We start from the raw sequence: 23718 nt of genomic DNA, 5'->3' as shown, positions 1-23718 counted from the left end.
AGAAAAAAATAAAAATAAATAATTGCGAAATGTCAAATATTATAGTATGATTACACAAAATATTTGTGCAGAGTGCATGAATGTTTGCTCTAGAAAGGAGAAAATCATGAAGAAAAGAAATATGAAGGTATTCAGTTTACTTTTGGCAGCCAGCATGACAGTTCCGCAGTTAGCAGATTATTCACAGCTTTCCGGACTTACCGTAGTACATGCGGCAGTTAACGATGAGGCTTCTCAAAAGGCAGTAACTGAAACATGGCATCACTTTAAAGCGGGGGCAACAAATGATAATGGACAAAAACCTGCTGTGTTGAAAAATACCAACGAAAATGCAATTGATCCTAAAGGAGGAGAAATCAGTCTTGTATTAAAAACTTCACAGGACGCTGCATTAAACAGATTACAGATTTGCCCATACTGGGTAGATGGAAATAACTTTTTAAGTGCAGCAGGGTTTGATGCAAGCAGCAAATGGTTCTTCGAGTATAAAGCAACGGATTTGCCAGGTAATTATCCGGAACTTGGTGTTTCTGAATGGAAAGCAAATGAAGAAGTTCCCATTGTAATTTCCTGGAAAGAAAATGTATATACCATTACAATTAACGGACAGAAATGTGCAGAACAGACTGTTCCGACAGAGACACTGGAAGCATTAAAAGGTGGAAGTTTTGCAATTAAGGCAGGTACTTTTGGTGAACAGGTAACAGATATTTATTTTAAAGATGTGCAGATTAAAAACAGTGCCGGAGAAGTAGTTGTAGAAAAAGGAGCTGACACATGGGTATTGGCTTCTGAAGAAAATGGTGAAACTTTCGAAGAAGGTAAAGAAGTTACAACAGTATCTTTAACAGGTAAAGTTGTAGACAAAGATAAAAATCCGGTTACAGGAGCCACAGTTACTGTTGGGGACAAGAGTACAACAACCGGTGAAGGCGGTACTTGGACAATAGAGGGTGTTGAAGCCGGAGAAGTTGAAATTGCAGTAAGTAAAGAGGGATATAAAAATTCAACAACAACAGTTACAGTAGCAAAAGAAGATTTAGTAATTGAGGATATTATTTTATCTACAGGAGAAGCGGTAGATTTTGAAGAAACAGCAGATGAAACCATTTCTTCTGATGAGATGAAAGTATCCATAGACAGTAAGTTTCCGAGAGTTGCAGGGTATGAAATCTTAAAAGGCAATGGAAAAGGCAAGAAAATGTATGGTCAGACAGAAAAGCTGGATACCATTGTGCTTAATCAGACAAAGGCTGACGATAAAACCGGTATTGCAGTAAAACCAGAAGTTACTTCCCAAAAAGACGGGGAAAACAAAATGGTTTACACTATGAAGGTGAATGATGATAAAAACAACATTCATGCAACTATTAAGGCAGAACTGGTAGTAGAAAAAAATACACTTGCCTTTAACATTAAATCTGTAGAAAGAGAAAAGGACTCAGAATTAGTAAAAACCATCAATATTCCAAACCACAATCTGGTATCCGTAAGAACCACACAGGCAGGTGCAAAATTTGATGGCGCAAATATGTCTAATGATACAAAGAAGAGCGGAGATACACATCAGAATGTTGCAGATATGAAAGCAGGCAAAACAGGATATATGTATGCTTTTGTATCATCTTCTGATTTAAGCGCAGGTCTTTGGAGTAATTCTGAAAATAATGTAAATGCTGACTGGCAGAGAGTTGTTGCCAACGCGGCAGAAAAAGATGGATATCATGAAACAGGTTTAAGCAGTAATTATTGGACATGGCAAAAAGGGAAAGGGTATAGAGAAGAAAGCAAAGATTATGAGCTTCCTTCCACAAAAGTTGCTATTACAGCAGATGAAAACAGTGATAAAAAAGTAGACTGGCAGGATGGAGCCATTGCATATCGTGATATTATGAATAACCCCAAAGGAAGTGAATTAGTACCTGACAGAACTGCCATCCGTATTGCAATGAACTTTTCCAGTCAGGCACAGAACCCATTCCTGATGACATTGGATAATGTTAAGAAAGTATACTTAAATACAGATGGTCTGGGACAGAGCGTTCTGTTAAAAGGCTATGGAAGTGAAGGACATGACTCCGGACACTTAAATTATGCAGATATTGGTACTCGAATTGGCGGCGCAGAAGACATGACAACTCTTATGAAAGAGGGTGCAAAATACGGAGCTACTTTCGGTATCCATGTAAATGCCAGTGAAACTTATCCAGAGTCTATTTACTTTGAAGAAAACAGACTGAAAAAAGATGACAGTGGAAAATATTCCTATGGTTGGAACTGGCTGGATCAGGGAATTAACATTAATGCGGATTATGACTTAAGAAACGGTCGTGAACAACGTTTCTTAGACTTGAAGAAGAAATTGGATGCGGCAGATCCAGATGGAAAGAATGATCTTGACTTTATCTATGTAGATGTATGGGGGAATGGTCAGTCCGGTGACAATGGAACATGGGCAAGCCGTCAGCTGGCAAAAGAAATCACAGAAACTTGCGACTGGAGATTAGCAGGTGAATGGGGACATGCAAATGAGTATGATTCTACTTTTCAGCATTGGGCAGCAGACCTTACCTATGGTGGAGCGACAAACAAAGGTATTAACAGTGCGATTACAAGATTTATCCGTAACCATCAGAAAGACTCCTGGGTTGGTGATTATCCAAGCTATGGCGGAGCAGCTGTAAATCCACTACTCGGCGGATATGACATGAAAGACTTTGAAGGATGGCAGGGAAGAAACGACTACAAAGGATATATTGAAAATCTCTTTGATGATGATGTATCTACAAAGTTCCTTCAGCATTATGAAGTTATGCAGTGGGTAGAGGGACAGCCTACAACTGTAGGAGGAGCACAGTGGACACCTGAAATGAAGGTTGTTCTTCAAGACAAGGAAAGAAAACAGACTGTTACAGTTGAAAGACAGTCTAATAATGGAAGCGATGTAGGATACAGCCTGAGAACTATGAAGTTTGATGATGGAAATGGCGAAAGAGTCATTATGGACGGCGAAAAATACTTAATTCCATGGTACTGGGATGCAAATGGTAAATCTTTAGGAGACAATTATAAGCTGTATCATTGGAACCAGGCAGGCGGAACTTCTACATGGACACTTCCGGCAGGATGGTCTAATGCAAAAGTATATGAACTTACAGAAAATGGTAAGAAAGAAGTTACAAATGCAACTGTATCCGGCGGTAAAATTACGATTAATGCAGAAGCAAAAACACCTTATGTTCTTTATAAAACAGAAGCAAAAAATCCGACAAATGCAGAGTTGAAATGGAGTGAGGGAACTCATCTTGTAGATACAGGATTTAACAGCGCTTCTTTAGAACAGTGGAAGATTACAGGTGAAAAAGATGCTGCACAGATTATTCACAGTGCAGGCTTTAACCCAATGCTGCGTCTGAACAATCAGTCTGATGAAGTGGTTCTGGAGCAGAAAGCCAAAGGTCTTGAAGCAGGAAAACAGTATGTAGCAATGGTAGGAGTTGATAACAGAAGTGATGCAAAAGCTTATCTGGAAGTTACATCTGGAGATAAAACAGCATCGAACTATACAACAAAATCTATTGCGAAGAACTACAGCCAGGCAGATGCTCATAATACAAATGAAAGTAATGCCACAATTGAAGGTCAGGGAAGTTACTTCCAGAACATGTATGTATTCTTCACAGCAGATGAAAACGGAGAAGCAACAATCCGATTGAAACGTGACAAAGGAGAAGGAGAAGTTTATTTTGATGACTTGAGAATTGTTCAGAATGACTCTGAAAACTTCCCATCTGAAGATAAATTCGTACAGAACTTTGAAACAGTTCCGCAGGGATTATGGCCATTCGTAGTAGGAGGAGCAGAAGGCGTTACAGATAACCGTACTCACTTATCTGAAAAGAATAAAAAGGATCCAAAATATACATCTGCAGGCTGGTATACAAAGAAACTGGATGATGTATTAGAAGGTGACTGGTCCTTAAAAACAAACGGCTTGACTCAGAGAGAAAAGCTGATTTATCAGACAATTCCACAGAACTTCCGTTTCGAAGAAGGCGTTACATATAATGTAAGTTTTGATTATCAGTGTGGTTCTGAGGGAACTTATGCATTGGCAGTAGGTAACGGAGATGTGGAAAATAAAGATGTAGAATACACACCATTAGAGTCCTCTATTCCAGATGGACAGAAAGCAGAAACAAAACACTGTAAATTCCGTATTACAGGTGCAAAAGGGGGACAGAGCTGGTTTGGTATCCAGTCTACAAGTACAGCTCCTGATCTTCAAAAGACTTCAGGTGGTGATGCAGACTTTGGTGGATATAAAGATTTCGTTTTAGATAATCTTGTAATTGAGAAATCAAAAGCTCAGAAAGCAAAACTGGAAACTTTAGTATCTGAAAATGAAGGACGTTATGAAGCGAATTACAGCGCTGAAACATGGAAAACATTTACAGAAGCTATGAAAGCAGCCAATGAAGCATTAGATAATTTTGATGCTGAGCAGGCAATTGTAGATAAAGCATACGAAAACTTAGATAAGGCGATTAAAGGTCTGGAAGTAATCGGTGCAACAATGTCCGGTACTATTACAGATGCAGAAAAACGACCAATTGAAAACATTACTGTAAGCGTGAAGATGAAGGATAAAACAATTAAGACTGTTACAAACAGCCGTGGTCAGTATGTCCTTCCAGGTGTTTTATTCGGCGAATGGACAGTAACAGCGGACAGTCCTGTTTATGCAAAAGCAACAGCAGATATTAAGGTTACAAAAGATAAGCTTGAATTTGCACAGGACTTCCAGTTAAAAGATACACAGTCTTCTGTAGAAGGTCATGTAACAGCAGCAGGTAAGAAAGTAGAAGGTGCAGTCGTATCTCTTACAGGAAAGAGCCAGCCGGAAGCAATCCAAACAGATGCAAATGGCGCATATCATTTTGACAAACTTTTAGCAGGAACTTATACCTTAAAGGTAGAAAAAGAAGGATATGATGTATATACAACAGAAATTACTGTGACAAAAGAAAAAGGATTTGTTCAGAACATTATGTTGCAGCCGGTATCTACTGCAGACTATGAAAATGATTATAGCGATGGCAAAAAAACATGGGATAACCTTGCAGGAAATACCTCAAGTACAACGATTAGCGTAGCTGAAGAAGCAACAAAGATTAAATTCCCGGGCGGTGGTCATGCTAACGTTTATGAAACAGCAGCGCCAACCTTCAAAAATGGTATGGTTGAAATGGATATTACACCGGAAAAGAGCGGCGTTCGCTTAGGAGTTCTTCTTCGTGCAAACGATATGAATAATCGTGTATATATTGGTGTGGGTGATGCAGAAGACAAGTGGTTTGCAGAATACTGGGGTAATGGTGGAAATTCATGGTCTGACATGTATTCCGGTCCAAAAGCATCAGCAGGTAAAACCTTACATCTGAAAGCAGAAATTATTGATAATACAATTTCTTTATGGGTAAATGATGAAGAAGTTATTAAAGGATTGAAAATGGATGGAATGCCAACGGCAGCAGGTGCTGTAGGTCTGAATACCAGAAATTCTAACAATGTAACTGTAGATAATGTAAAAGTAACTTCCTATGATATGCCGGAAGGTGATGTGGAAACTGTTTCCGGTCATGTAGCTGATAAAGACGGAAATCCAGTAGAAGGTGCTTCTGTAAATATTAAGAGTGCAGAAAAAGCAGAAGAGGCAGCTATTGACAAAACTACAAAGACAGACGCTCTTGGAAACTATAAGTTTAAAAATATTCCATTAGGAAATTATACTTTGACGGTGACACAGGGCGAAGAAACAAAGTCTGTACCTGTTGTAGTTACAGCTACCAATGATTATATTGTAGCTCCGGAAATTCATCTGGGAACAGAAAAAAATCCACAGGTTGATAAGAGTAACTTAAATGCGGCGATTGCAGAGGCAGAATTGAAATTAACAGGTGAAGCAGATTATACAGCAGACAGTTGGACTGTATTTAAAACTGCATTGGAAGAAGCCAAAGCAGTTGCAGCAGATAACACTGCAACCTTTAATCAGGTAAATGATGCAGAAGCAAAATTAACACAGGCTATGAACGGCTTAGTAAAAATTCCGACAAGAGATAAGTTAAAAGCAGCAATTGATGCAGCAAACGATAAGAACAAAGAAGATTATACAGCGGATAGCTGGGCTGTATTTGCAGAGGCATTAGCAAATGCAAATGAAGCTTATGATAATCCAGAGGTAACAGAACAGCAGCTGCAGGATGCTTTAAATGCACTGTTAAATGCTTCAGAAAATTTAAAACCTGTTGGAGAAAACCCAGAAAAACCATCAAAAGATGAGTTAAAAGCTACAATTGCAGAAGCAGAGAAGATACTGGGAGATAAAGATAAGTATACAGCAGAAAGCTGGAGAGCATTTACGGATGCACTTCTGAAAGCACGGGCGGTAGATGCTAATGCAAAAGCAACAGCAGAGGAAATTGCAGTTGCTGTGACAGAATTGAAAAATGCACAGAAAAATTTGGTAGAAGTACAGCCGCCAGTTCCTGAAAATGTAACAAAAGAAGAACTGCAGCAGATGCTGGATAAAGCATCTGCACTGAAAAAAGAAGACTATACAGCAGAAAGCTGGAATGTGTTTGCAGAAGCTATGAAACAGGCACAGGCAGTACTCAACAAGGAAGAGGCAACACAGGAAGAAATCAATGCAGCAGCAAAAACTTTGGCAGAAGCACAGGGTAAACTTGTAAAAGTTGATAAAACAAAACCAAGCAAGCCAAGTAAACCAAGCACAAGTAAGCCTACGAAGACAGCAGATACAGCTCCAATTCTTCCAATGGCAGGAACAGCAATGGCAGGTTTGGGAATTTTTGCAATGCTTCGCAGAAGAAGAAAAGAAGATAAATAATTCCTGCAAAATGTGGAGTGAGATTTTAAAATCTCGCTCCCTTTTTTTGGGTTTTATGTTAGAATGAAAGCAGCAGAAACAAAATGGGGAAAATTCCAAATATATTGGGGGAAAGAAAATGGAAAAAATGAAATTAAAGTATCTGGAAAAAATGGCAGAGCTGTATCCGACAATAGCAGAAGCATCTACAGAAATTATTAATTTACAGGCCATTTTAAATCTTCCGAAAGGAACGGAACATTTTATTACAGATATACATGGAGAATATGAAGCTTTTTCTCATGTATTAAAAAATGGTTCCGGCTCCATAAGAAGAAAAATTGATACAGTTTTTGGACACACTATGAACAGACAGGAAAAGAAAAGTCTTGCTACGTTAATTTATTATCCAAAAGAGAAGATAGAATTAATTAAAAAGCAGGAAACCGATATGGAAGAGTGGTATAAAATAACGCTTTATCGTTTGATTGAAGTGTGTAAAAAGGCTGCGTCAAAATATACACGTTCCAAGGTGAGAAAAGCACTTCCAAAAGATTTTGCCTATGTTATTGATGAACTGATTACAGAGCGGTGGGATGTTACTGACAAAGAGTCTTATTATGAACAGATTATATGTACGATTATTGAGATTGGTCGTGCAGAAGAGTTTATTATTGCTTTATCAGAACTTATCCAGAGACTGGTAGTAGATCATCTTCATATTCTGGGAGATATTTACGACCGAGGACCTGCACCTCATCGAATTATGGATAAACTGGAAACCTATCATTCTTTAGATATTCAGTGGGGAAATCATGATATTTTGTGGATGGGAGCGGCTGCCGGACAGGAGTGTTGTATAGCAACAGTAATTCGAATTTGTGCCCGTTATGGAAACCTGGATATTTTAGAAGATGGATATGGGATAAATCTGTTGCCGCTGGCAACATTTGCCCTGACATATTATAAAGAAGATCCATGTCAATGTTTTAAAATAAAAGGAAATCATCGTTTAAATCCCGTAGAACAGGATTTAAATATGAAAATGCATAAAGCAATTTCTATCATTCAGTTTAAATTAGAAGGTCAGCTTCTCATGCGAAGAAAAGAGTTTGGCATGGCAGACAGGGCGCTTTTAGACGATATTGATTATTCTGAAGGAACAATTCGTCTAAATGGAAAAGAATATAAACTTTTGGATAGTTATTTCCCAACAATCGACGGGGAAAATCCCTACGAATTATCAAGAGAAGAGAAGGAAGTAGTGGAAAGATTGACCGCAGCATTTGTGAGCTGTGAAAAGCTGCAAAGACATATGCAATTTTTGCTGAAAAAGGGAAGTATGTACAAGATCTTCAATGGAAACCTGCTGTATCATGGATGTATTCCCATGAACGAAGATGGCAGTTTCAAAGAAGTGCAGATTTATGAGAAAACTTATAAAGGAAAAGGCCTTTATGAGGTATTGGAAAGCTATGTTCGCAAAGCTTTTATGTCAAGAAACGGAAGGGAAAAAGAAAGAGGAAAAGATATGCTTTGGTATATCTGGATCAGCCCTAATTCTCCTCTGTTTGGGAAAAGCAAGATGGCAACTTTTGAACGTTATTTTTTAGAAGAAAAAGAGACTCATAAAGAGATAAAAAATCCTTACTATAATTTTTTGGAAAGCAATGAGGCAGCAGAGAAAATTTTTGCAGAATTTCAGGTACAGGGAGAAGAAAGACATATTGTAAACGGACATGTTCCGGTGCATCATACATCAGGGGAAAGTCCGATTAAGTGTAATGGGAAAATTCTTGTAATTGACGGAGGTTTTTCCAGAGCATATCAAAAAGAAACCGGCATAGCAGGATATACTTTAATTTATAATTCGTGGGGGATGATTTTGGCAGCTCATGAACCTTTTACCTCTACAGAGGATGCTATTACGAAAGAAAGTGATATTCTTTCCGATAGTATTCTGGTAAAAAGGGTGTCAGAGAGAAAAAACGTGGGAGCAACCGATACAGGTATAAAATTAAGAGAAAGGATAGCAGAACTTACAGAGCTCTTAGAAGCATATAGAAATGGACTGTTGGTAGAAAAATTATGATTTGCAAAAATATTAAAATTCAAGTAGCGGGTTCCGCTAAAGATACACATTTAGAAACTTATATTTTAGGAGATGTGATGGATGGAGCAAGAAATCGGAAGTCACCGCTTGTGCTTATTTGCCCGGGAGGCGGCTATGCCATGACATCTAACAGAGAAGCAGAGCCTATTGCACTGCAGTTTAACAGTATGGGATATCAGGCGGCAGTTTTACGGTATTCCTGTGCTCCGGCAATTTATCCGACTGCTCTTTGGGAAGTTGCTGAAAGTGTAAAACTGATTAAAGAGAACGCAGAAGAGTGGAATGTAGATACGGACAGAATTATTATTATGGGATTTTCAGCAGGCGGACATCTGGCAGCAAGTTATGGTGTATTCTGGAATGAGCCATGGCTTGCAGAGAAAATGCATTGCGATAAGGAATTATTAAGGCCTAATGGGTTGATTTTGTGTTATCCTGTAATCAGTTCAAAAGAAGAAATTGCACATAAAGACAGTATAAAAAATCTGTTAGGTGATTTTTACGAAGAATTAAAAGAGAAGATGTCTTTGGAAGATTGGGCTGGAAATCAGGTCCCAAAAACTTTTCTGTGGCATACTTTTACAGACAATGTAGTTCCTTTTTGGAATTCTTTCCGTTTTGCAGAAGCATTGGGAAGAGCAGGCGTTCCGATGGAATATCATTTATATCCAGAAGGGGGACATGGTTTATCTTTAGCAAAAGAACAGACAGCTAATATAGAAGGAAAAGGAGTAGAAGAGGGATGCCAGAGCTGGTTTTCTCTTCTGCAGTCCTGGCTTCTTCGCAATTTTGGACTTTATTCGTAAAAAAGCCTTGCAATTATAGAAAAATTTGTGATATAATATCCGCGTTGCTAAATGCAATGTAGAAAATAACCACGCCTGTGAATTCAACGGGGGGTGCTTAAAAAGTCCCGGAGGAGCAGAAGCAGGTGGAAGACAAAACCAAAGGAGAGAAAAAAATGAGCGTTATTTCAATGAAACAGTTACTTGAAGCAGGTGTTCATTTCGGACATCAGACAAGAAGATGGAACCCTAAAATGGCACCATACATCTACACAGAAAGAAATGGTATCTACATCATCGACTTACAGAAATCTGTAGGAATGGTTGACGATGCATACAAAGCAATCGCTGACATCGCTGCAGAAGGCGGCACAATCCTGTTCGTAGGAACAAAGAAACAGGCTCAGGATGCTATCAAAACAGAAGCTGAAAGATGTGGAATGTTCTATGTAAATGAAAGATGGTTAGGCGGTATGCTTACTAACTTCAAGACAATCCAGAGCAGAATTGCAAGATTAAAAGAAATCGAAGCTATGGAAGCTGATGGAACATTTGATGTTCTGCCTAAGAAAGAAGTAATCAACCTGAAAAAAGAACTGGAAAAATTACAGAAAAACCTTGGCGGAATTAAAGAAATGAAAAAACTTCCAGATGCTATCTTTATCGTAGATCCTAAGAAAGAAAGAATCTGTGTACAGGAAGCTCATACATTAGGTATTCCGTTAATTGGTATCGCTGATACAAACTGTGATCCAGAAGAATTAGATTATGTAATCCCAGGAAACGATGATGCTATCAGAGCTGTTAAATTAATCGTTTCTAAAATGGCTGACGCTGTTATCGAAGCAAACCAGGGCGAAGCTACTGATGCTGAAGAAATCTTCGTAGAAGAAACAGAAGAAGTTGTAGAAGAGTAATCTTTATTCAAAAAGGAATAAATGAAGCTGTCGTATAAAATCTGGTTTTATATGACAGCCTCATTCCGTATAAAAGGTATTATACAGGAGGAATTTAAAATGGCTATTACAGCAGGAATGGTAAAAGAATTAAGAGAAATGACAGGCGCTGGTATGATGGACTGTAAGAAAGCTCTTACAGCAACAGAAGGCGATATGGATAAAGCAGTTGAATTTTTAAGAGAAAAAGGTCTTGCAACAGCTCAGAAAAAAGCTGGACGTATTGCAGCAGAAGGTCTTTGCCAGACTTTAGTTTCCGCAGATGAAAAACACGCAGTTGTTGTTGAAGTAAATGCAGAAACAGACTTCGTTGCTAAGAACGATGTATTCCAGGGATATGTGGCTCAGGTTGCAGAAGCAGCTATGGAAACAGAAGCAGCTACAACAGAAGAATTCCTTGCTTCTCCATGGAAATTTGATACAACAAAAACTGTAAATGAAGCTTTAGCAGCACAGATCGCTGTTATCGGTGAAAACATGAACATCAGAAGATTTGCGAAAGCATCTGAAGAAAACGGATTTATCGCTTCCTATACACACATGGGCGGTAAAATCGGCGTTTTAGTTGATGTTGAAACAGACGTTGTAAATGATGCAGTAAGAGAAATGGCTAGAAACGTAGCAATGCAGATTGCTGCTTTAAAACCACAGTATACAAACAGCTCTGAAGTAAGTGAAGAATATATTGCACATGAAAAAGAAATTCTTCTTGCTCAGATTATGAACGACCCAAAAGAGTCCCAGAAACCGGAAAAAGTTATTCAGGGAATGATTAGCGGACGTATCAACAAAGAATTAAAAGAAATCTGTCTGTTAGATCAGGTTTATGTAAAAGCTGAAGACGGAAAACAGAACGTAGCTAAATATGTAGAAGAAGTTGCAAAAGCTAACGGTGCTAAAATTACTGTAAAAGGATTTGTTCGTTTTGAGACAGGCGAAGGAATTGAAAAGAAACAGGAAGATTTCGCTGCTGAAGTTGCTGCACAGATGGGAAACTAATCTGAACTTCATGTCAAATATTTAAGAACCACCCCTTGTAAATAATACATTTACAAGGGGTTTTTGCATAAAATGACACTAGAAGAAAAGTGCAAAAAATTCAGTAATAATTAGGTATAGCAATCGTATGGATTTTACCAATAAAATATGATATAATGATGAAAATAAAGATAGTATGGAAAGGAGTGCGGTATTATGTTAGTAAGTGCAGATAAAAAATGGGAGTATGCTCTCGGAATGATTAAAGTAGATGGCTTAGAACCGTCTCCGGAGTTCAAAAATTTAATTGCAAAAGAAAAGCGTGGAGAAATGACCACAGATGATATAAAGAAAGTTTTAGATAAAAAATATAAAATGAAGAAATAGAGGTGTTCTTATGAAGGATCCTTATGTGTATCCGCATACGAATATTTTGAAAAATTTAGCAAATATACAAGACGAGAAAGAATTATCTTGTATGGAAGCAGAATATACCAGTGTACGACTTGCAGAACTTGTAACAAAGGAATTTGCAAGTCGTTTTGATTTTGCAGCGCTTTGTGATGTTCATTATTATATTTTTCAAGATGTCTATGAATGGGCAGGAAAGGTAAGAGTCATTAATATTGAAAAATCGGAACCGGCGTTAGGGGGCATTTCCATAGAATATTCAGATTGCTTTGATATCGAAAAAGATACAAAAATTATTTTAGATAGAATGGAGCATTGCATTTGGGATAAAATATCAATTGAGGAGGCGGCAGTGACATTTTCAAGATACTTGGCTGAACTTTGGAAAGTACACCCATATCGAGAAGGAAACACACGTACAGTCATTACATTTTGCAGTCAGTTTATAGAGAGCAAAGGACTTTATATAGATAGTGATTTGTTCAAAGATAATGCACAATATGTGAGAACAGCTTTAGTTGCTGCAAGTGCAACATTTTCAGATTTAGGAGATAAGAGAAAGCCTGAGTATTTAGAGAAGATAGTTTTGGATGCTTTGGAAAGAGGTCAGGAGATGAAACAAAGAGTTTCAGATGTAATAAAAGAAGCCGGATTTATAGTGACGGAAAGCCAAATTCGTAAAATTGTATATTGGAACCGTTTAGAGAGATACGAACACAAAAAAGCAGATGTTAGATTATACTTATCGCAAAATGAGGAAATGAAAAAATGACTTATATAAAAAATCAAATATTACAGAACAATGCTCTTGAGGCATGGGCAATGTCAATTAGATATTGTGACTATATTTTAGAGGGAAAGGCAACCTTGGAATATCGTAAACATTTTGTATCGGCACTTCATAATGCTGTGGAATTATTTTTGAAACAGTTAATGCTAAATAATGTAGATTATCGTGTGATACAATTAAAAAATGGATGCAATTCAGATGGATTTCCAGCGAGAGACTTTTACAATTCTACAAATTTAAATGATTATTTTAGTAGTTTGGATAAAGAAACTATGAAAAAATTTTTTTCAATAGAATTTAATAAAATGATTGATATCACAAAAGAGTTATTTAGGGAATATTATGAAGAAAATAGTGGGATATCTGTAAAAGACGATTTGACATTACTGAATAAGTTGAGAAATAATGAGACGCACTTTTTTATTGATAAAGATACATTCCTTACAGAGAACGAATTTCAGCAACTTCATAATTTTATGATAACATTTTATGATATTCTGCATTTTTATTCACTATTACCATTTTGGGGAAGTGGTGAAAGATGGGAGTATACAAAATTACAATTTGATAGACAGGTACTGAATGATTTTATATATAAGGAAGCTGTGAGAAATGCGAAATTTGTTAAGCAGCTTAAAGAACAATTAGAATGTGAAATTTTCCTGAATAGTGAAGAGGAGTCTGCATACGATATTGCAGATAGCATTGCCTGTGTTTTTAATGAGTATCAGGGAAATAAGTTTGACGACTTATGGGTATATGTTGAAATGATGCTTGAATATAAAATATTGACTTATCATGATGAAGTAGAAGAATACGAAATAGAAGGACAATATGGAATGGGAAAAGAATGTAACATATATCGCCAATATTATATAAATGTTTAAATTTAGAGTTATATATTGTTTGTAATAGATTTTGATAGAGGAGCGTACAAGATTTTGGTATAAGTATTAAAAAACTTACTAGTAGTCACAAAGGACATAACATTACCGGAGAAACAGAAAGTTCTTCTGTAATGTTATTGGCCCTCTGGCATAGAGACATATTTTGGATGTTCTGTGTCTTGAGTTTTCAGAGTTGTCATAGCCGGTTCTGCGATACCTTTTTTTAATTATGCGTTATTACAATGCTTGCTTTATCACGGTAAAGTATAATGGCAAATATAACTTTCGTATTAAATAGACAACAAGAGAATTCAATAAAAAATAAGAAGAAATTCAAACTTTCAAATACACATCCAACGCATCCATTTTTTTCGTAGCATCTTCCTGCCCCAAATCATACATTTCCTGAATTTTCTCCAAATCTCTTTCAATACGTTTGATATCTACAAATCTGGAGGGTTTCAGCACAAAGATTTTCCCCGCAGCTTCCAAATCCTTTACCATATCCAACTGCTGATTATATATTCGATAGCGATTATTGATTGCTTCTGTCAGATACGGATATTTCCGATAATAAATTTTTGGAAAGAGTGCATTACTTTTCTTTTTTCGGTAGTCCTCCGGTCTTGTAAGAACCACAATATTTTTATTGCATCCCATATCCATAAGCTTCTCAATAGGAATACTGTCAGATATGCCGCCGTCTAAGTAACTCTTACCGTGTACAATCACAGGCTTTGACAAAAACGGCATAGAACCGGATGCACGCAGATATTCTATCTGGTCTTCCTTTTTCAAATCATCAATTTTTATATATTCTGCTTTGCCGGTTGTCATATTCGTTACTACTGCGTAAAAATCTTCTTTTCCGTTTTGATAGGTTTCAAAATCAACAGGGTCTAAGTCGTTGACAATTTTATTAAAACAGAAATCCTTATTCATAATATTTCCTGTGGTAATCAGTGAGTGAAACCCCATGTAATTTTTGCTGGAGGCAAATCTTTTATTATATCTCAAAACCCGTCCCATTTGTTTTGATTTGTAATTCATTCCAAATAAAGCTCCGGCAGAAACGCCGATTATAGTGTCTATGGAAATGTGATTTTGCATAAATACATCCAGTACACCGGCGGTGTACAATCCTCTCATAGCCCCACCTTCCAGCAGTAATCCGGTTGTCATAGTTGTTCAGCTCCTTCTTGCTTCTTTTGATTTCTAATTTTATACTTTTAAGAATTGTAAAGCAATAGTTTTAAAACCTTAAATGGAAAAAATTAGGATTTTATACGAAAAATCCTCTAAAATTAAGTGAAAAAAACGAAAAAGAATATATGTTTCCCCTTGCATAATTTATAGGATTAGTATAGAATGGACGTATAAGTGGTAGAAAGTGGTGAAAAGTGGTGCTAAATGGGTGGCTGGTGGCAGAAGTACCTGTTAGGTGCCATGGAGAATTGTAAAGGGGAGATTTACAGTTCTCACGAAAGAAGGTGACGTTCATATGTTCATGGGAGAGTATAGTCATACAATTGATGCAAAAGGAAGAATGATTATTCCGGCTAAGTTCAGAGAAGAGCTGGGAGAAGAATTCGTACTTACCAAAGGATTAGATGGTTGTTTGTCTATCTACCCCAATGATGAATGGAAAGCCTTTGAAGAAAAGCTGAAAGCTTTACCACTTAATGATAAAAATGCAAGAGCCTTCTTACGTTTCTTTGTAGCCAGTGCTACCATGTGTGAATTGGACAAGCAGGGGAGAATACTTGTACCGGGAACGTTGCGAGAATTTGCTGGTCTGAACAAAGATGTGGTATTAACTGGAAATCTTACAAGAATCGAAGTCTGGAGTAAGGAGAAGTGGTTGGAAAACAGCAATTACGAAGACATGGATGCCATTGCAGAAGGTATGCAGAGTATGGGTATTGTTATCTAAGTATGCTAGGAGAGAAAAATGGAATTTAAACACCAATCCGTATTACTGGAAGAAACCATAGAGAACTTGAAGGTAAAACCTGACGGAATTTATGTTGATGGAACACTGGGAGGCGGCGGACATTCTTATGCGATATGTCAGCAGTTATCTGCCAAGGGGAGCTTGATAGGTATAGATCAAGATGAAGCAGCAATAAATGCTGCGGGAAATAGGTTACAGGAGTTTAAAGAACAGGTAACGATTATCCGCAGCAATTATTGCAACATGAAAAGAGAATTACAAAAGATAGGAATTACATCAGTTGATGGAATTGTTTTAGATTTAGGGGTATCTTCTTATCAGTTGGACAATAGTGAGCGCGGCTTTACTTACAGAGAAGATGTCCCCCTTGATATGCGTATGGATCAGAGAAATCCTCGTACAGCTAAGAATATTGTGAATGAGTACAGTGAAAATGAACTTTACCGCATTATCCGTGATTATGGCGAGGACAAGTTTGCAAAGAATATTGCGAAACATATATGCATGGCAAGACAGGAAAAAGAAATAGAAACAACAGGTGAATTGATTGAGATTATTAAACGTGCAATTCCCATGAAGATGAGAGCAGTAGGCGGTCATCCGGCGAAGAAAACTTTTCAGGCAATTCGAATTGAGTTAAATCAGGAATTGGACGTATTAAGAAATTCTCTGGATGATATGATTGAATTGTTAAATGATGAAGGAAGAATTTGTATTATTACCTTCCACTCTTTAGAAGATCGTATTGTAAAAACGATTTTTAAAAGAAATGAAAATCCTTGTACATGTCCTCCGGGATTTCCTGTATGTGTATGTGGGAATAAATCCAAAGGAAAAGTGATTACAAGGAAACCCATTCTTCCAAGTGAAGAAGAACTGGAAATGAATAAACGCTCAAAAAGTGCAAAACTGAGAGTGTTTGAAAGAGTAAAGCAGTAAGTAAAATGACCTGACAAGGGGAGAGTTTCATGGCAAGTACAAGGAACCGAAATGAATATAACAACAGAAAAGTGCAAAGGCGCGGAGTCTATTTTGAAGATGGAAATGCAGCCCGCCGTTTAGATGAGGTACCTAGTCAGCCAAAGAAGAAACTAAGCAGGACTGCACAAAAGAACCGGGTGAAAAGTACAAATATGGGACGGGGATATATGGTATTTCTTTCTTTGATTTGTGCTTTGGCTACAGGTGCCTGTGTGCATTATATTAAACTGACTGCAGAATTAACAGCAAAGCGCAGTGCAGTAGCAGAAATGGAACTTCAGTTAAATGAACTGAAAGCTGAAAATGATGCATATTACAGTGATGTAATGACAAACGTAGACTTAAATGAGATTAAAGACAGAGCGATTAATGAACTGGGTATGCAGTATGCAACAGAAGAACAGATTAAATATTATACACCGGGAAATAACAACTATGTGCGGCAGTATCAAGATGTACCGGAAAAATAAGCAGGTGGAAGATTGAATAAACAAGAGTCTCAAAAAAGAAAACTTACAAAAAAGATGAAATTAAAGCTGGCGGGGGTATTTGGAATAGCTCTGCTGGCTTTAGTCAGTTTATTGGTAGGAATTACCGTTATCAATGCAAAATTCGGGAATAAGTATACGCAGCAGGTACTTTCTCAGTCACAGCAGCAGTATACCAATAAAACATTACCCTTTAAACGAGGCAGTATCACAGACAGAAACGGAACCATGCTGGCAAATAGTGTAAAAGTCTATAATCTTATTTTAGACTGTAAAGAAGTAAATGGACATGAAACTTATAAAGAACCTGTAAAGGAAGCGTTGGAAACGGCTTTTGGAATTGAAAATAGTGAAATTGAAAATCTTTTGGAAAATGAAGAAACAAAGGATAGCCAGTATCAGATTTTGAAAAAAGAAATTACTATGGAAGAGAAAAAAAGCTTTGAAGAAGCCAATAAAGTGCCGGATGATGAAGAAACCAGAAAGACACTGGGAGAGGATGAAATAAAAAGGCGTCAAAATGTGAAAGGAATTTATTTTGAAGACACCTATAAACGTGTATATCCTTTAGATAGCCTGGCATGCGATGTAATCGGTTTTACAGACGCGGGAAATACTGCAACATGGGGGCTTGAGGGATATTATAACAGTACCTTAAATGGAAGTAACGGACGAAAATTTGGATATTTAGATGAAAATGCTTCTCTGGAGCAGACCATTGTAGAGGCAGTAAATGGTAAAAATCTTACAACCACACTGGATGCCACTATTCAAAGTATTGTAGAAAAGTATATTACAGCCTTTGATCGTGCCTTGTCAGCAGGACCGAATAATAAAAAAGATGCAAAGAAAAAAGGTGCAGAAAACATTGCTGTTATTGTAGAAAATCCCAATAACGGGGAAATTCTGGCTATGGCAAGTTCAGGAACTTATGATTTAAATAATCCCAGAGATTTAACAGGAAGTTATACAGACAAAGAAATTGAAGCTATGGATGATGAACAGACCAAAGATGCTTTGTTTAATATGTGGAAAAACTACTGTGTCAGCCAGAACTTTGAGCCAGGTTCTACAGTAAAACCTATTGTAGTGGCCGGGGCTTTAGAGTCAGGAGCAATTACAGAAAACAGCCGTTTTATGTGTGATGGAGGCGAAGAAATCGGCGAAGATTTTGTGCGCTGTGCTGTTTATCCGGACAGCCACGGTGCGGAAAGCCTTGGAGAAGTAATCCAAAATTCCTGTAATGACGGCATGATGGCCATTGGAAGGAAAATGGGGGCTGCAAGATTTTTAGAGTATCAGCAGCGATTTAATTTTGGAACCAGAACAGGTATTGATTTGCCTAATGAAGAAACAGGTCTTTTATTTACAGAAGATAATATGTATGAGATGGAGTTATCGACTTCAGCTTTTGGTCAGGGATTTAACTGTACAATGATACAGGAGATTTCCGCTATGGCTGCTGCCATTAACGGAGGAATTTACTATCAGCCTCATCTTGTAAAAGAGATTACAGATGAAGATGGAAAAGTGATAAAGAGTATTCAGCCTAATGTTTTAAAGCAACCAATATCTGAGGAAGTTTCTGCGGATATCCGAGAATATATGGGGATGAGTGTAACAGATGGTACCAGTAAAAAGTCTAAGGTAAACGGTTATTCTATGGGGGGAAAAACAGGAACAGCAGAAAAGCTGAATGAGAAAGAAAAAGGAAATTACCTTGTTTCTTTTATTGGATTTGCCCCGCTGGATAATCCGGAAGTGCTGATTTATGTAGTTGTGGATACCCCAAATGTAGAGGACCAGGCATCCAGTTCCTACCCACAGTTTCTGGCTCAGGCAATTTTATCAGAAGTTCTTCCTTACATGAATATTTATATGGATGAACCTACAACAGAAGAAACTGTTTTATGGGAAGGTTTTTACGGAGTGCCAAAGCTTACAGATATTGAGAAAGACGGTGTTTCTAATCCTTATGGAACAATTTTAGATCAGGGATTTGGAGATGGAGATCCTCAGGATGTAGAGAAGAATAACGAATATTCTGACGGAATTACAAATGAAGATGCCGGAATAGAAGAAGATGATCCGGAGTATGAGGATGATCCTTACGGAATGGAAGAACTGGAGGATGACATCCGAAGATAAACGTATTTTAGGATATTGATACATTTTCCCTTAACATGCAGTTGGGAGATGTATCAATATTTCTGAAATACGTTTTTTTATTTTTTCATATAGAAAAAAGAGAAAACATATAGTGTAAGGATAATGGAAAAGGGCAGAATTATGAGGAAAAACAGAACGTATCATAAAAAGAAAACAGTATTGGTCTTTGCTGTATGTATTTTTCTTTTAGCAGGTCTTATGGGGCGAATGGTGTATTTGATGGTTATTCAGTCGGATTATTATGCTAAGAAAGCAGAGCAGCTTCATGAAAGAGAACGAGACATTAAGGCTGCCAGAGGGCGTATTTTAGATTGTAAAGGAGAAATTCTGGCGGATAATAAAGCGGTCTGCACAATTTCTGTTATTCACAGTCAGATAAAGGAACCGGAAAAGGTAGTGGAAATGCTTCATAAAGAGCTGGGAATTTCTGTGGAAGAGGCTCAAAAGCGAGTGAAGACAGTTTCTTCTATAGAAAGAGTAAAAACAAATGTGAATAAAAAGACAGGAGATAAAATACGAAGCTACGGATTAGAAGGGGTAAAAGTAGATGAAGATTTTAAACGCAGCTATCCTTATAATGAACTGGCTTCAAAAGTTTTAGGGTTTACAGGAGGAGATAATCAGGGAATTATTGGATTAGAGGTTATGTATGAGGAGGTTCTAAAAGGGATTAATGGGAAAATTCTCACTACTACTGATGCCAGAGGTATTGAATTGTCAGAGCTGGGGGAGAGCCGTGTAGAACCTGTGCCGGGCTACGATTTGTGCCTGAGTCTGGACAAAAACATTCAGATGTATGCGCAGCAGGCAGCAGAAAAAGTCATGGAGCAGAAACAGGCGGATGCTGTGTCGATTTTACTTTTAAATCCTCAAAATGGAGAAATTTATGCAAATGCCAATGTGCCGGAATTTAATTTAAATGAGCCTTTTCAGCTAAATACAGATACCACAGGAATGACAGAAAAAGAGAAGCAGGATGCCTGTAATCAGATGTGGAGAAATCTGACCATTAATGATACTTACGAGCCGGGTTCTACTTTTAAGATTATAACTATGGCAGCCGGACTTTCTCAGGGAGTCGTGCATCCGGATGACCAGTTTTCCTGTCCCGGTTTTAAAGTGGTAGAGGACAGGCGAATTCATTGTCATAAAAGGACAGGACATGGGGCAGAAAATTTTGTGCAGGGAGCCATGAATTCCTGTAACCCTGTATTTATTGAAGTAGGATTGCGCCTTGGAGTTGATAATTATTATCGGTATTTTCAACAGTTTGGATTGCTGAAAAAAACTGGGATAGACCTTCCGGGAGAGGCGGCTACGATTATGCATAAAAAAGAAAATATTGGTGAAGTAGAGCTGGCAACGATTTCTTTTGGTCAGTCCTTTCAGATTACACCTGTTCAGCTGGCAACAACTGTCAGTTCCATTATTAATGGCGGAAGAAGGATTAACCCCCATTTCGGAGTAAAGGTGGTAGATGAGAAAGGAAATCTGATAAAAGAATTAAAATACAAGGAAGAACCGGGAATTGTTTCAAAAGAAGTTTCAAAAGAAGTGTGCAGCATTCTGGAAAAAGTAGTGTCAGAAGGATCAGGGAAAAACGCTGCTATTGAGGGGAGAAGTATTGGGGGAAAAACAGCAACATCCCAGACACTTCCAAGAAGCGCCAATCGTTATATTTCTTCTTTTTTAGGGTTTACGCCTGCAGAAAATCCGCAGATTTTGGGGATTTGTGTTATTCATAATCCACAGGGAGTTTATTATGGAGGAACAATTGCAGCCCCGGTTATAAAAGAAGTTTTTGAGAATATACTGCCTTATATGGGGATTGAAGGTTGATAAATAGACGAAAAAGCATTATACTAGAAAGAGCAAAAATACATATTTAAAGAGGTGTACTATGACAGATTTTAAAATGGCTTTACCGGTACTATTGGCTTTTGCCATCAGTGTAATATTAGGTCCTATTGTCATCCCATATTTGAGAAAATTAAAAATGGGACAGACGGAGCGCGTAGAAGGTGTGCAGTCTCACTTAAAGAAAGCAGGGACGCCTACTATGGGAGGGATTATTTTCCTGCTTTCTACAACAGTGACTTCCTTGTTTTATGTAAAAGATTATCCAAAGATTATCCCCGTTTTATTTTTAACACTGGGATTTGGAATTATCGGTTTTCTGGATGATTATTTAAAAGTAGTTCTGAAGCGTTCTGACGGACTGATGCCGGCACAGAAAATGGCATGTCAGATTGTGGTAACTGCAATTTTTGCTTTTTATTTAGTGAAATTTACGGATGTAAGTTTAGCAATGAAAATTCCATTTTTCCCGGGACATGAAGTAGACTTTGGAATTTTGACCATTCCTATTTTGTTTGTAGCAGTGATTGGTGCAGTAAATGGAGTAAACTTTACAGATGGGCTGGACGGACTTGCATCTTCTGTGACAATTATGGTTGCTACCTTTTTCTCTGTAGTTGCGATTGGGACAAAGAGTGGTATTGAACCTATCACTTGTGCAGTTGTAGGTGCTTTAATGGGATTTTTACTGTTTAATGTATATCCGGCGAAAATTTTTATGGGAGATACCGGTTCATTGGCGCTTGGAGGTTTTGTGGCAGGTACAGCGTATATGCTGCAGATGCCGTTATTCCTTTTAATTGTAGGTTTGATTTATGTAGTGGAAGTGCTTTCTGTAATGATACAGGTAACCTATTTTAAAGCAACACATGGAAAGCGTTTCTTTAAAATGGCTCCTATTCATCATCATTTTGAATTATGTGGATGGTCAGAGACAAGAGTTGTAGCAGTATTTTCAATTATTACAGCGATTTTATGTCTGATTGCATTGATGGGGGTATAAAAATTGCAGAAAAAGAATTTGACAGAAAAAAAAGTATTAGTGTTTGGAACCGGAATTAGCGGAATTGGCGCTGCAAAGCTTTTGGAAAAAGTACAGGCAGAAGTCATTCTCTATGATGGCAATGAAAAGCTCTGTAAAGAGGAAATCAGAAAAAAACTTCCGGCTGACAGTAAATGTGAGATTGTGCTGGGAGAACTTTCAAGAGAACTTTTAAAAAGTCTGGATTTAGTAGTAATGAGTCCGGGCGTTCCTCTGGACATTCCGGCAGTAGAGCAGATAAAAGCAGCAGGAATTCCTATCTGGGGCGAGATAGAACTGGCATATCAGATGGGTGCAGGAACTGTACTGGCAATTACAGGAACCAATGGAAAAACAACCACAACTGCTCTTTTAGGAGAGATTATGAAGGCTTATGCGAATTCAGTGTTTGTGGTGGGAAACATTGGAAATCCGTATACAGAAGCAGCTCTTTCCATGGCAGAGGACAGTTACACAGTGGCAGAAATCAGCAGTTTTCAGCTGGAGACCATTGATACCTTTGCTCCGAAGGTTTCCGCTATTTTGAACATTACGGAAGACCACTTAAACCGACATCATACAATGGAAGAATACATCCGTGTAAAGGAGCTTATTACAGCAAATCAGACTAAAAAAGATTATTGTGTTTTAAATTATGAAGATGAAGTGCTTCGTGATTTTGGTGAGAAATGTCCTGCCCAGGTAGTATTTTTTTCCAGTGAGAGAAAACTGGAGAAAGGTGCGTTTTTAGATGGGGATGCTATCTGTCTGAAAACAGATACAGAGACTCTTGAAATTGTAAAAACAGGAGAGCTGAGAATTTTAGGAAAACACAATTATGAAAATGTAATGGCAGCTTCTGCAATGGCATATTATGCAGGTGTTCCGGTGGAAGTAATCCATAAAGCGGTAATGCAGTTTCGTGCAGTAGCTCACAGAATAGAGTTTGTAGATGAAGTAAATGGTATTGCATATTATAACGACTCAAAAGGGACAAATCCGGATGCTGCAATCAAAGGTATTCAGGCAATGAACCGTCCAACGCTTTTAATCGGAGGTGGTTATGACAAAGAGTCCTCTTATGAAGAATGGATACAATCCTTTGACGGAAAAGTAAAATATCTGGTATTAATTGGGCAGACAAGAGAAAAAATTCAGGAAGCAGCCCATAAATGTGGATTTATGAATACTATTTTAGCAGATAATTTAGAAGAAGCAGTTTCAATCTGTACACAAAAAGCAGAAGAGGGAGATGCTGTTTTGCTATCACCTGCTTGTGCAAGCTGGGGACAGTTTGATAACTATGAGCAAAGAGGCGATAAATTTAAAGAATATGTATATGCTTTAAAGAAAGCATAAGAAGTTCCTGCCCATAGTTATATTTCATGAAAAGGCAGAGGCATTTGCTTCGGAAATCGTGCAGACGGTCTGCGTAA

Annotated in this window: 16 protein-coding genes; 15 read left to right on the top strand and 1 reads right to left on the bottom strand. The window is 37.7% G+C overall.

Translation table 11 applies throughout. The features are described from left to right. Positions 1–106: 106 nt before the first annotated feature. From BQ7352_RS13125 to BQ7352_RS13095, 8 genes are all read left to right on the top strand, one after another. Entirely contained in the window at positions 107–6913 is a 6807-nt protein-coding gene (locus BQ7352_RS13125) for an endo-alpha-N-acetylgalactosaminidase family protein (protein WP_072449625.1), read from the top strand. A 118-nt stretch (positions 6914–7031) separates the two neighbouring features. Then, positions 7032–8984, top strand: a complete 1953-nt coding sequence (locus BQ7352_RS13120; RefSeq protein WP_072449624.1) for a fructose-1,6-bisphosphatase — start codon at positions 7032–7034, stop codon at positions 8982–8984. Then, positions 8981–9811 carry an alpha/beta hydrolase gene (locus tag BQ7352_RS13115; protein ID WP_072449623.1) on the top strand — a complete coding sequence of 277 codons (831 nt, stop codon included), beginning with the start codon at positions 8981–8983 and terminating at the stop codon, positions 9809–9811. Before BQ7352_RS13120 ends, BQ7352_RS13115 begins: the two co-directional genes overlap by 4 nt. 155 nt (positions 9812–9966) lie before the next feature. Then, positions 9967–10707 carry a 30S ribosomal protein S2 gene (gene rpsB, locus BQ7352_RS13110; RefSeq protein ID WP_072449870.1) on the top strand — a complete coding sequence of 247 codons (741 nt, stop codon included), beginning with the start codon at positions 9967–9969 and terminating at the stop codon, positions 10705–10707. A gap of 99 nt (positions 10708–10806) precedes the next feature. Continuing rightward, positions 10807–11745 carry a translation elongation factor Ts gene (gene tsf, locus BQ7352_RS13105; RefSeq protein WP_072449622.1) on the top strand — a complete coding sequence of 313 codons (939 nt, stop codon included), beginning with the start codon at positions 10807–10809 and terminating at the stop codon, positions 11743–11745. 195 nt (positions 11746–11940) lie between these two features. Next, positions 11941–12111, top strand: a complete 171-nt coding sequence (locus BQ7352_RS14670) for an antitoxin VbhA family protein (protein WP_200791385.1) — start codon at positions 11941–11943, stop codon at positions 12109–12111. Positions 12112–12121: 10 nt separating this feature from the next. After that, on the top strand, positions 12122–12907 hold the full coding sequence (locus BQ7352_RS13100; RefSeq protein ID WP_072449621.1) for a Fic/DOC family protein: 786 nt from the start codon (positions 12122–12124) through the stop codon (positions 12905–12907). Beyond that, a complete protein-coding gene (locus BQ7352_RS13095; protein ID WP_072449620.1) occupies positions 12904–13812 on the top strand; it encodes a hypothetical protein in 909 nt (302 codons plus the stop codon). Before BQ7352_RS13100 ends, BQ7352_RS13095 begins: the two co-directional genes overlap by 4 nt. Positions 13813–14145: 333 nt before the next feature. On the opposite strand, the gene BQ7352_RS13090 is transcribed toward BQ7352_RS13095, so the two are convergent. Next, complete coding sequence (locus BQ7352_RS13090) at positions 14146–14994, bottom strand: patatin-like phospholipase family protein (RefSeq protein WP_072449619.1); 849 nt, start codon at positions 14992–14994, stop codon at positions 14146–14148. Between the two features lie 319 nt (positions 14995–15313). Between BQ7352_RS13090 and mraZ the strand changes: the two genes are divergently transcribed. The 7 genes from mraZ (at position 15314) to murD (ending at position 23641) form a co-directional block, all read left to right on the top strand. Further along, positions 15314–15745, top strand: a complete 432-nt coding sequence (gene mraZ, locus BQ7352_RS13085; RefSeq protein ID WP_072449618.1) for a division/cell wall cluster transcriptional repressor MraZ — start codon at positions 15314–15316, stop codon at positions 15743–15745. Between the two features lie 18 nt (positions 15746–15763). Further along, positions 15764–16705 (top strand): 16S rRNA (cytosine(1402)-N(4))-methyltransferase RsmH, encoded by a 942-nt coding sequence (gene rsmH / locus BQ7352_RS13080; RefSeq protein ID WP_072449617.1) that lies wholly within the window; start codon positions 15764–15766, stop codon positions 16703–16705. A 29-nt stretch (positions 16706–16734) separates the two neighbouring features. Beyond that, positions 16735–17217, top strand: coding sequence for a hypothetical protein (locus tag BQ7352_RS13075; RefSeq protein ID WP_072449616.1), 483 nt, complete (start codon positions 16735–16737; stop codon positions 17215–17217). A 12-nt stretch (positions 17218–17229) separates the two neighbouring features. Next, positions 17230–19383, top strand: coding sequence for a peptidoglycan D,D-transpeptidase FtsI family protein (locus BQ7352_RS13070; RefSeq protein ID WP_242948587.1), 2154 nt, complete (start codon positions 17230–17232; stop codon positions 19381–19383). 141 nt (positions 19384–19524) lie between these two features. After that, a complete protein-coding gene (locus BQ7352_RS13065) occupies positions 19525–21243 on the top strand; it encodes a peptidoglycan D,D-transpeptidase FtsI family protein (protein WP_072449868.1) in 1719 nt (572 codons plus the stop codon). A 61-nt stretch (positions 21244–21304) separates the two neighbouring features. Then, positions 21305–22264, top strand: coding sequence for a phospho-N-acetylmuramoyl-pentapeptide-transferase (mraY, locus tag BQ7352_RS13060; RefSeq protein ID WP_072449615.1), 960 nt, complete (start codon positions 21305–21307; stop codon positions 22262–22264). Between the two features lie 3 nt (positions 22265–22267). Beyond that, positions 22268–23641, top strand: coding sequence for a UDP-N-acetylmuramoyl-L-alanine--D-glutamate ligase (gene murD, locus BQ7352_RS13055; RefSeq protein WP_072449614.1), 1374 nt, complete (start codon positions 22268–22270; stop codon positions 23639–23641). Positions 23642–23718: the final 77 nt, after the last annotated feature.

Origin of the sequence: Blautia sp. Marseille-P3201T, from assembly GCF_900120295.1 — a bacterium.
Lineage (GTDB): Bacteria > Bacillota > Clostridia > Lachnospirales > Lachnospiraceae > Blautia.
Note: the sequence above shows the minus strand (reverse complement) of the source record. Positions and strands in the feature narration are given on the sequence as shown.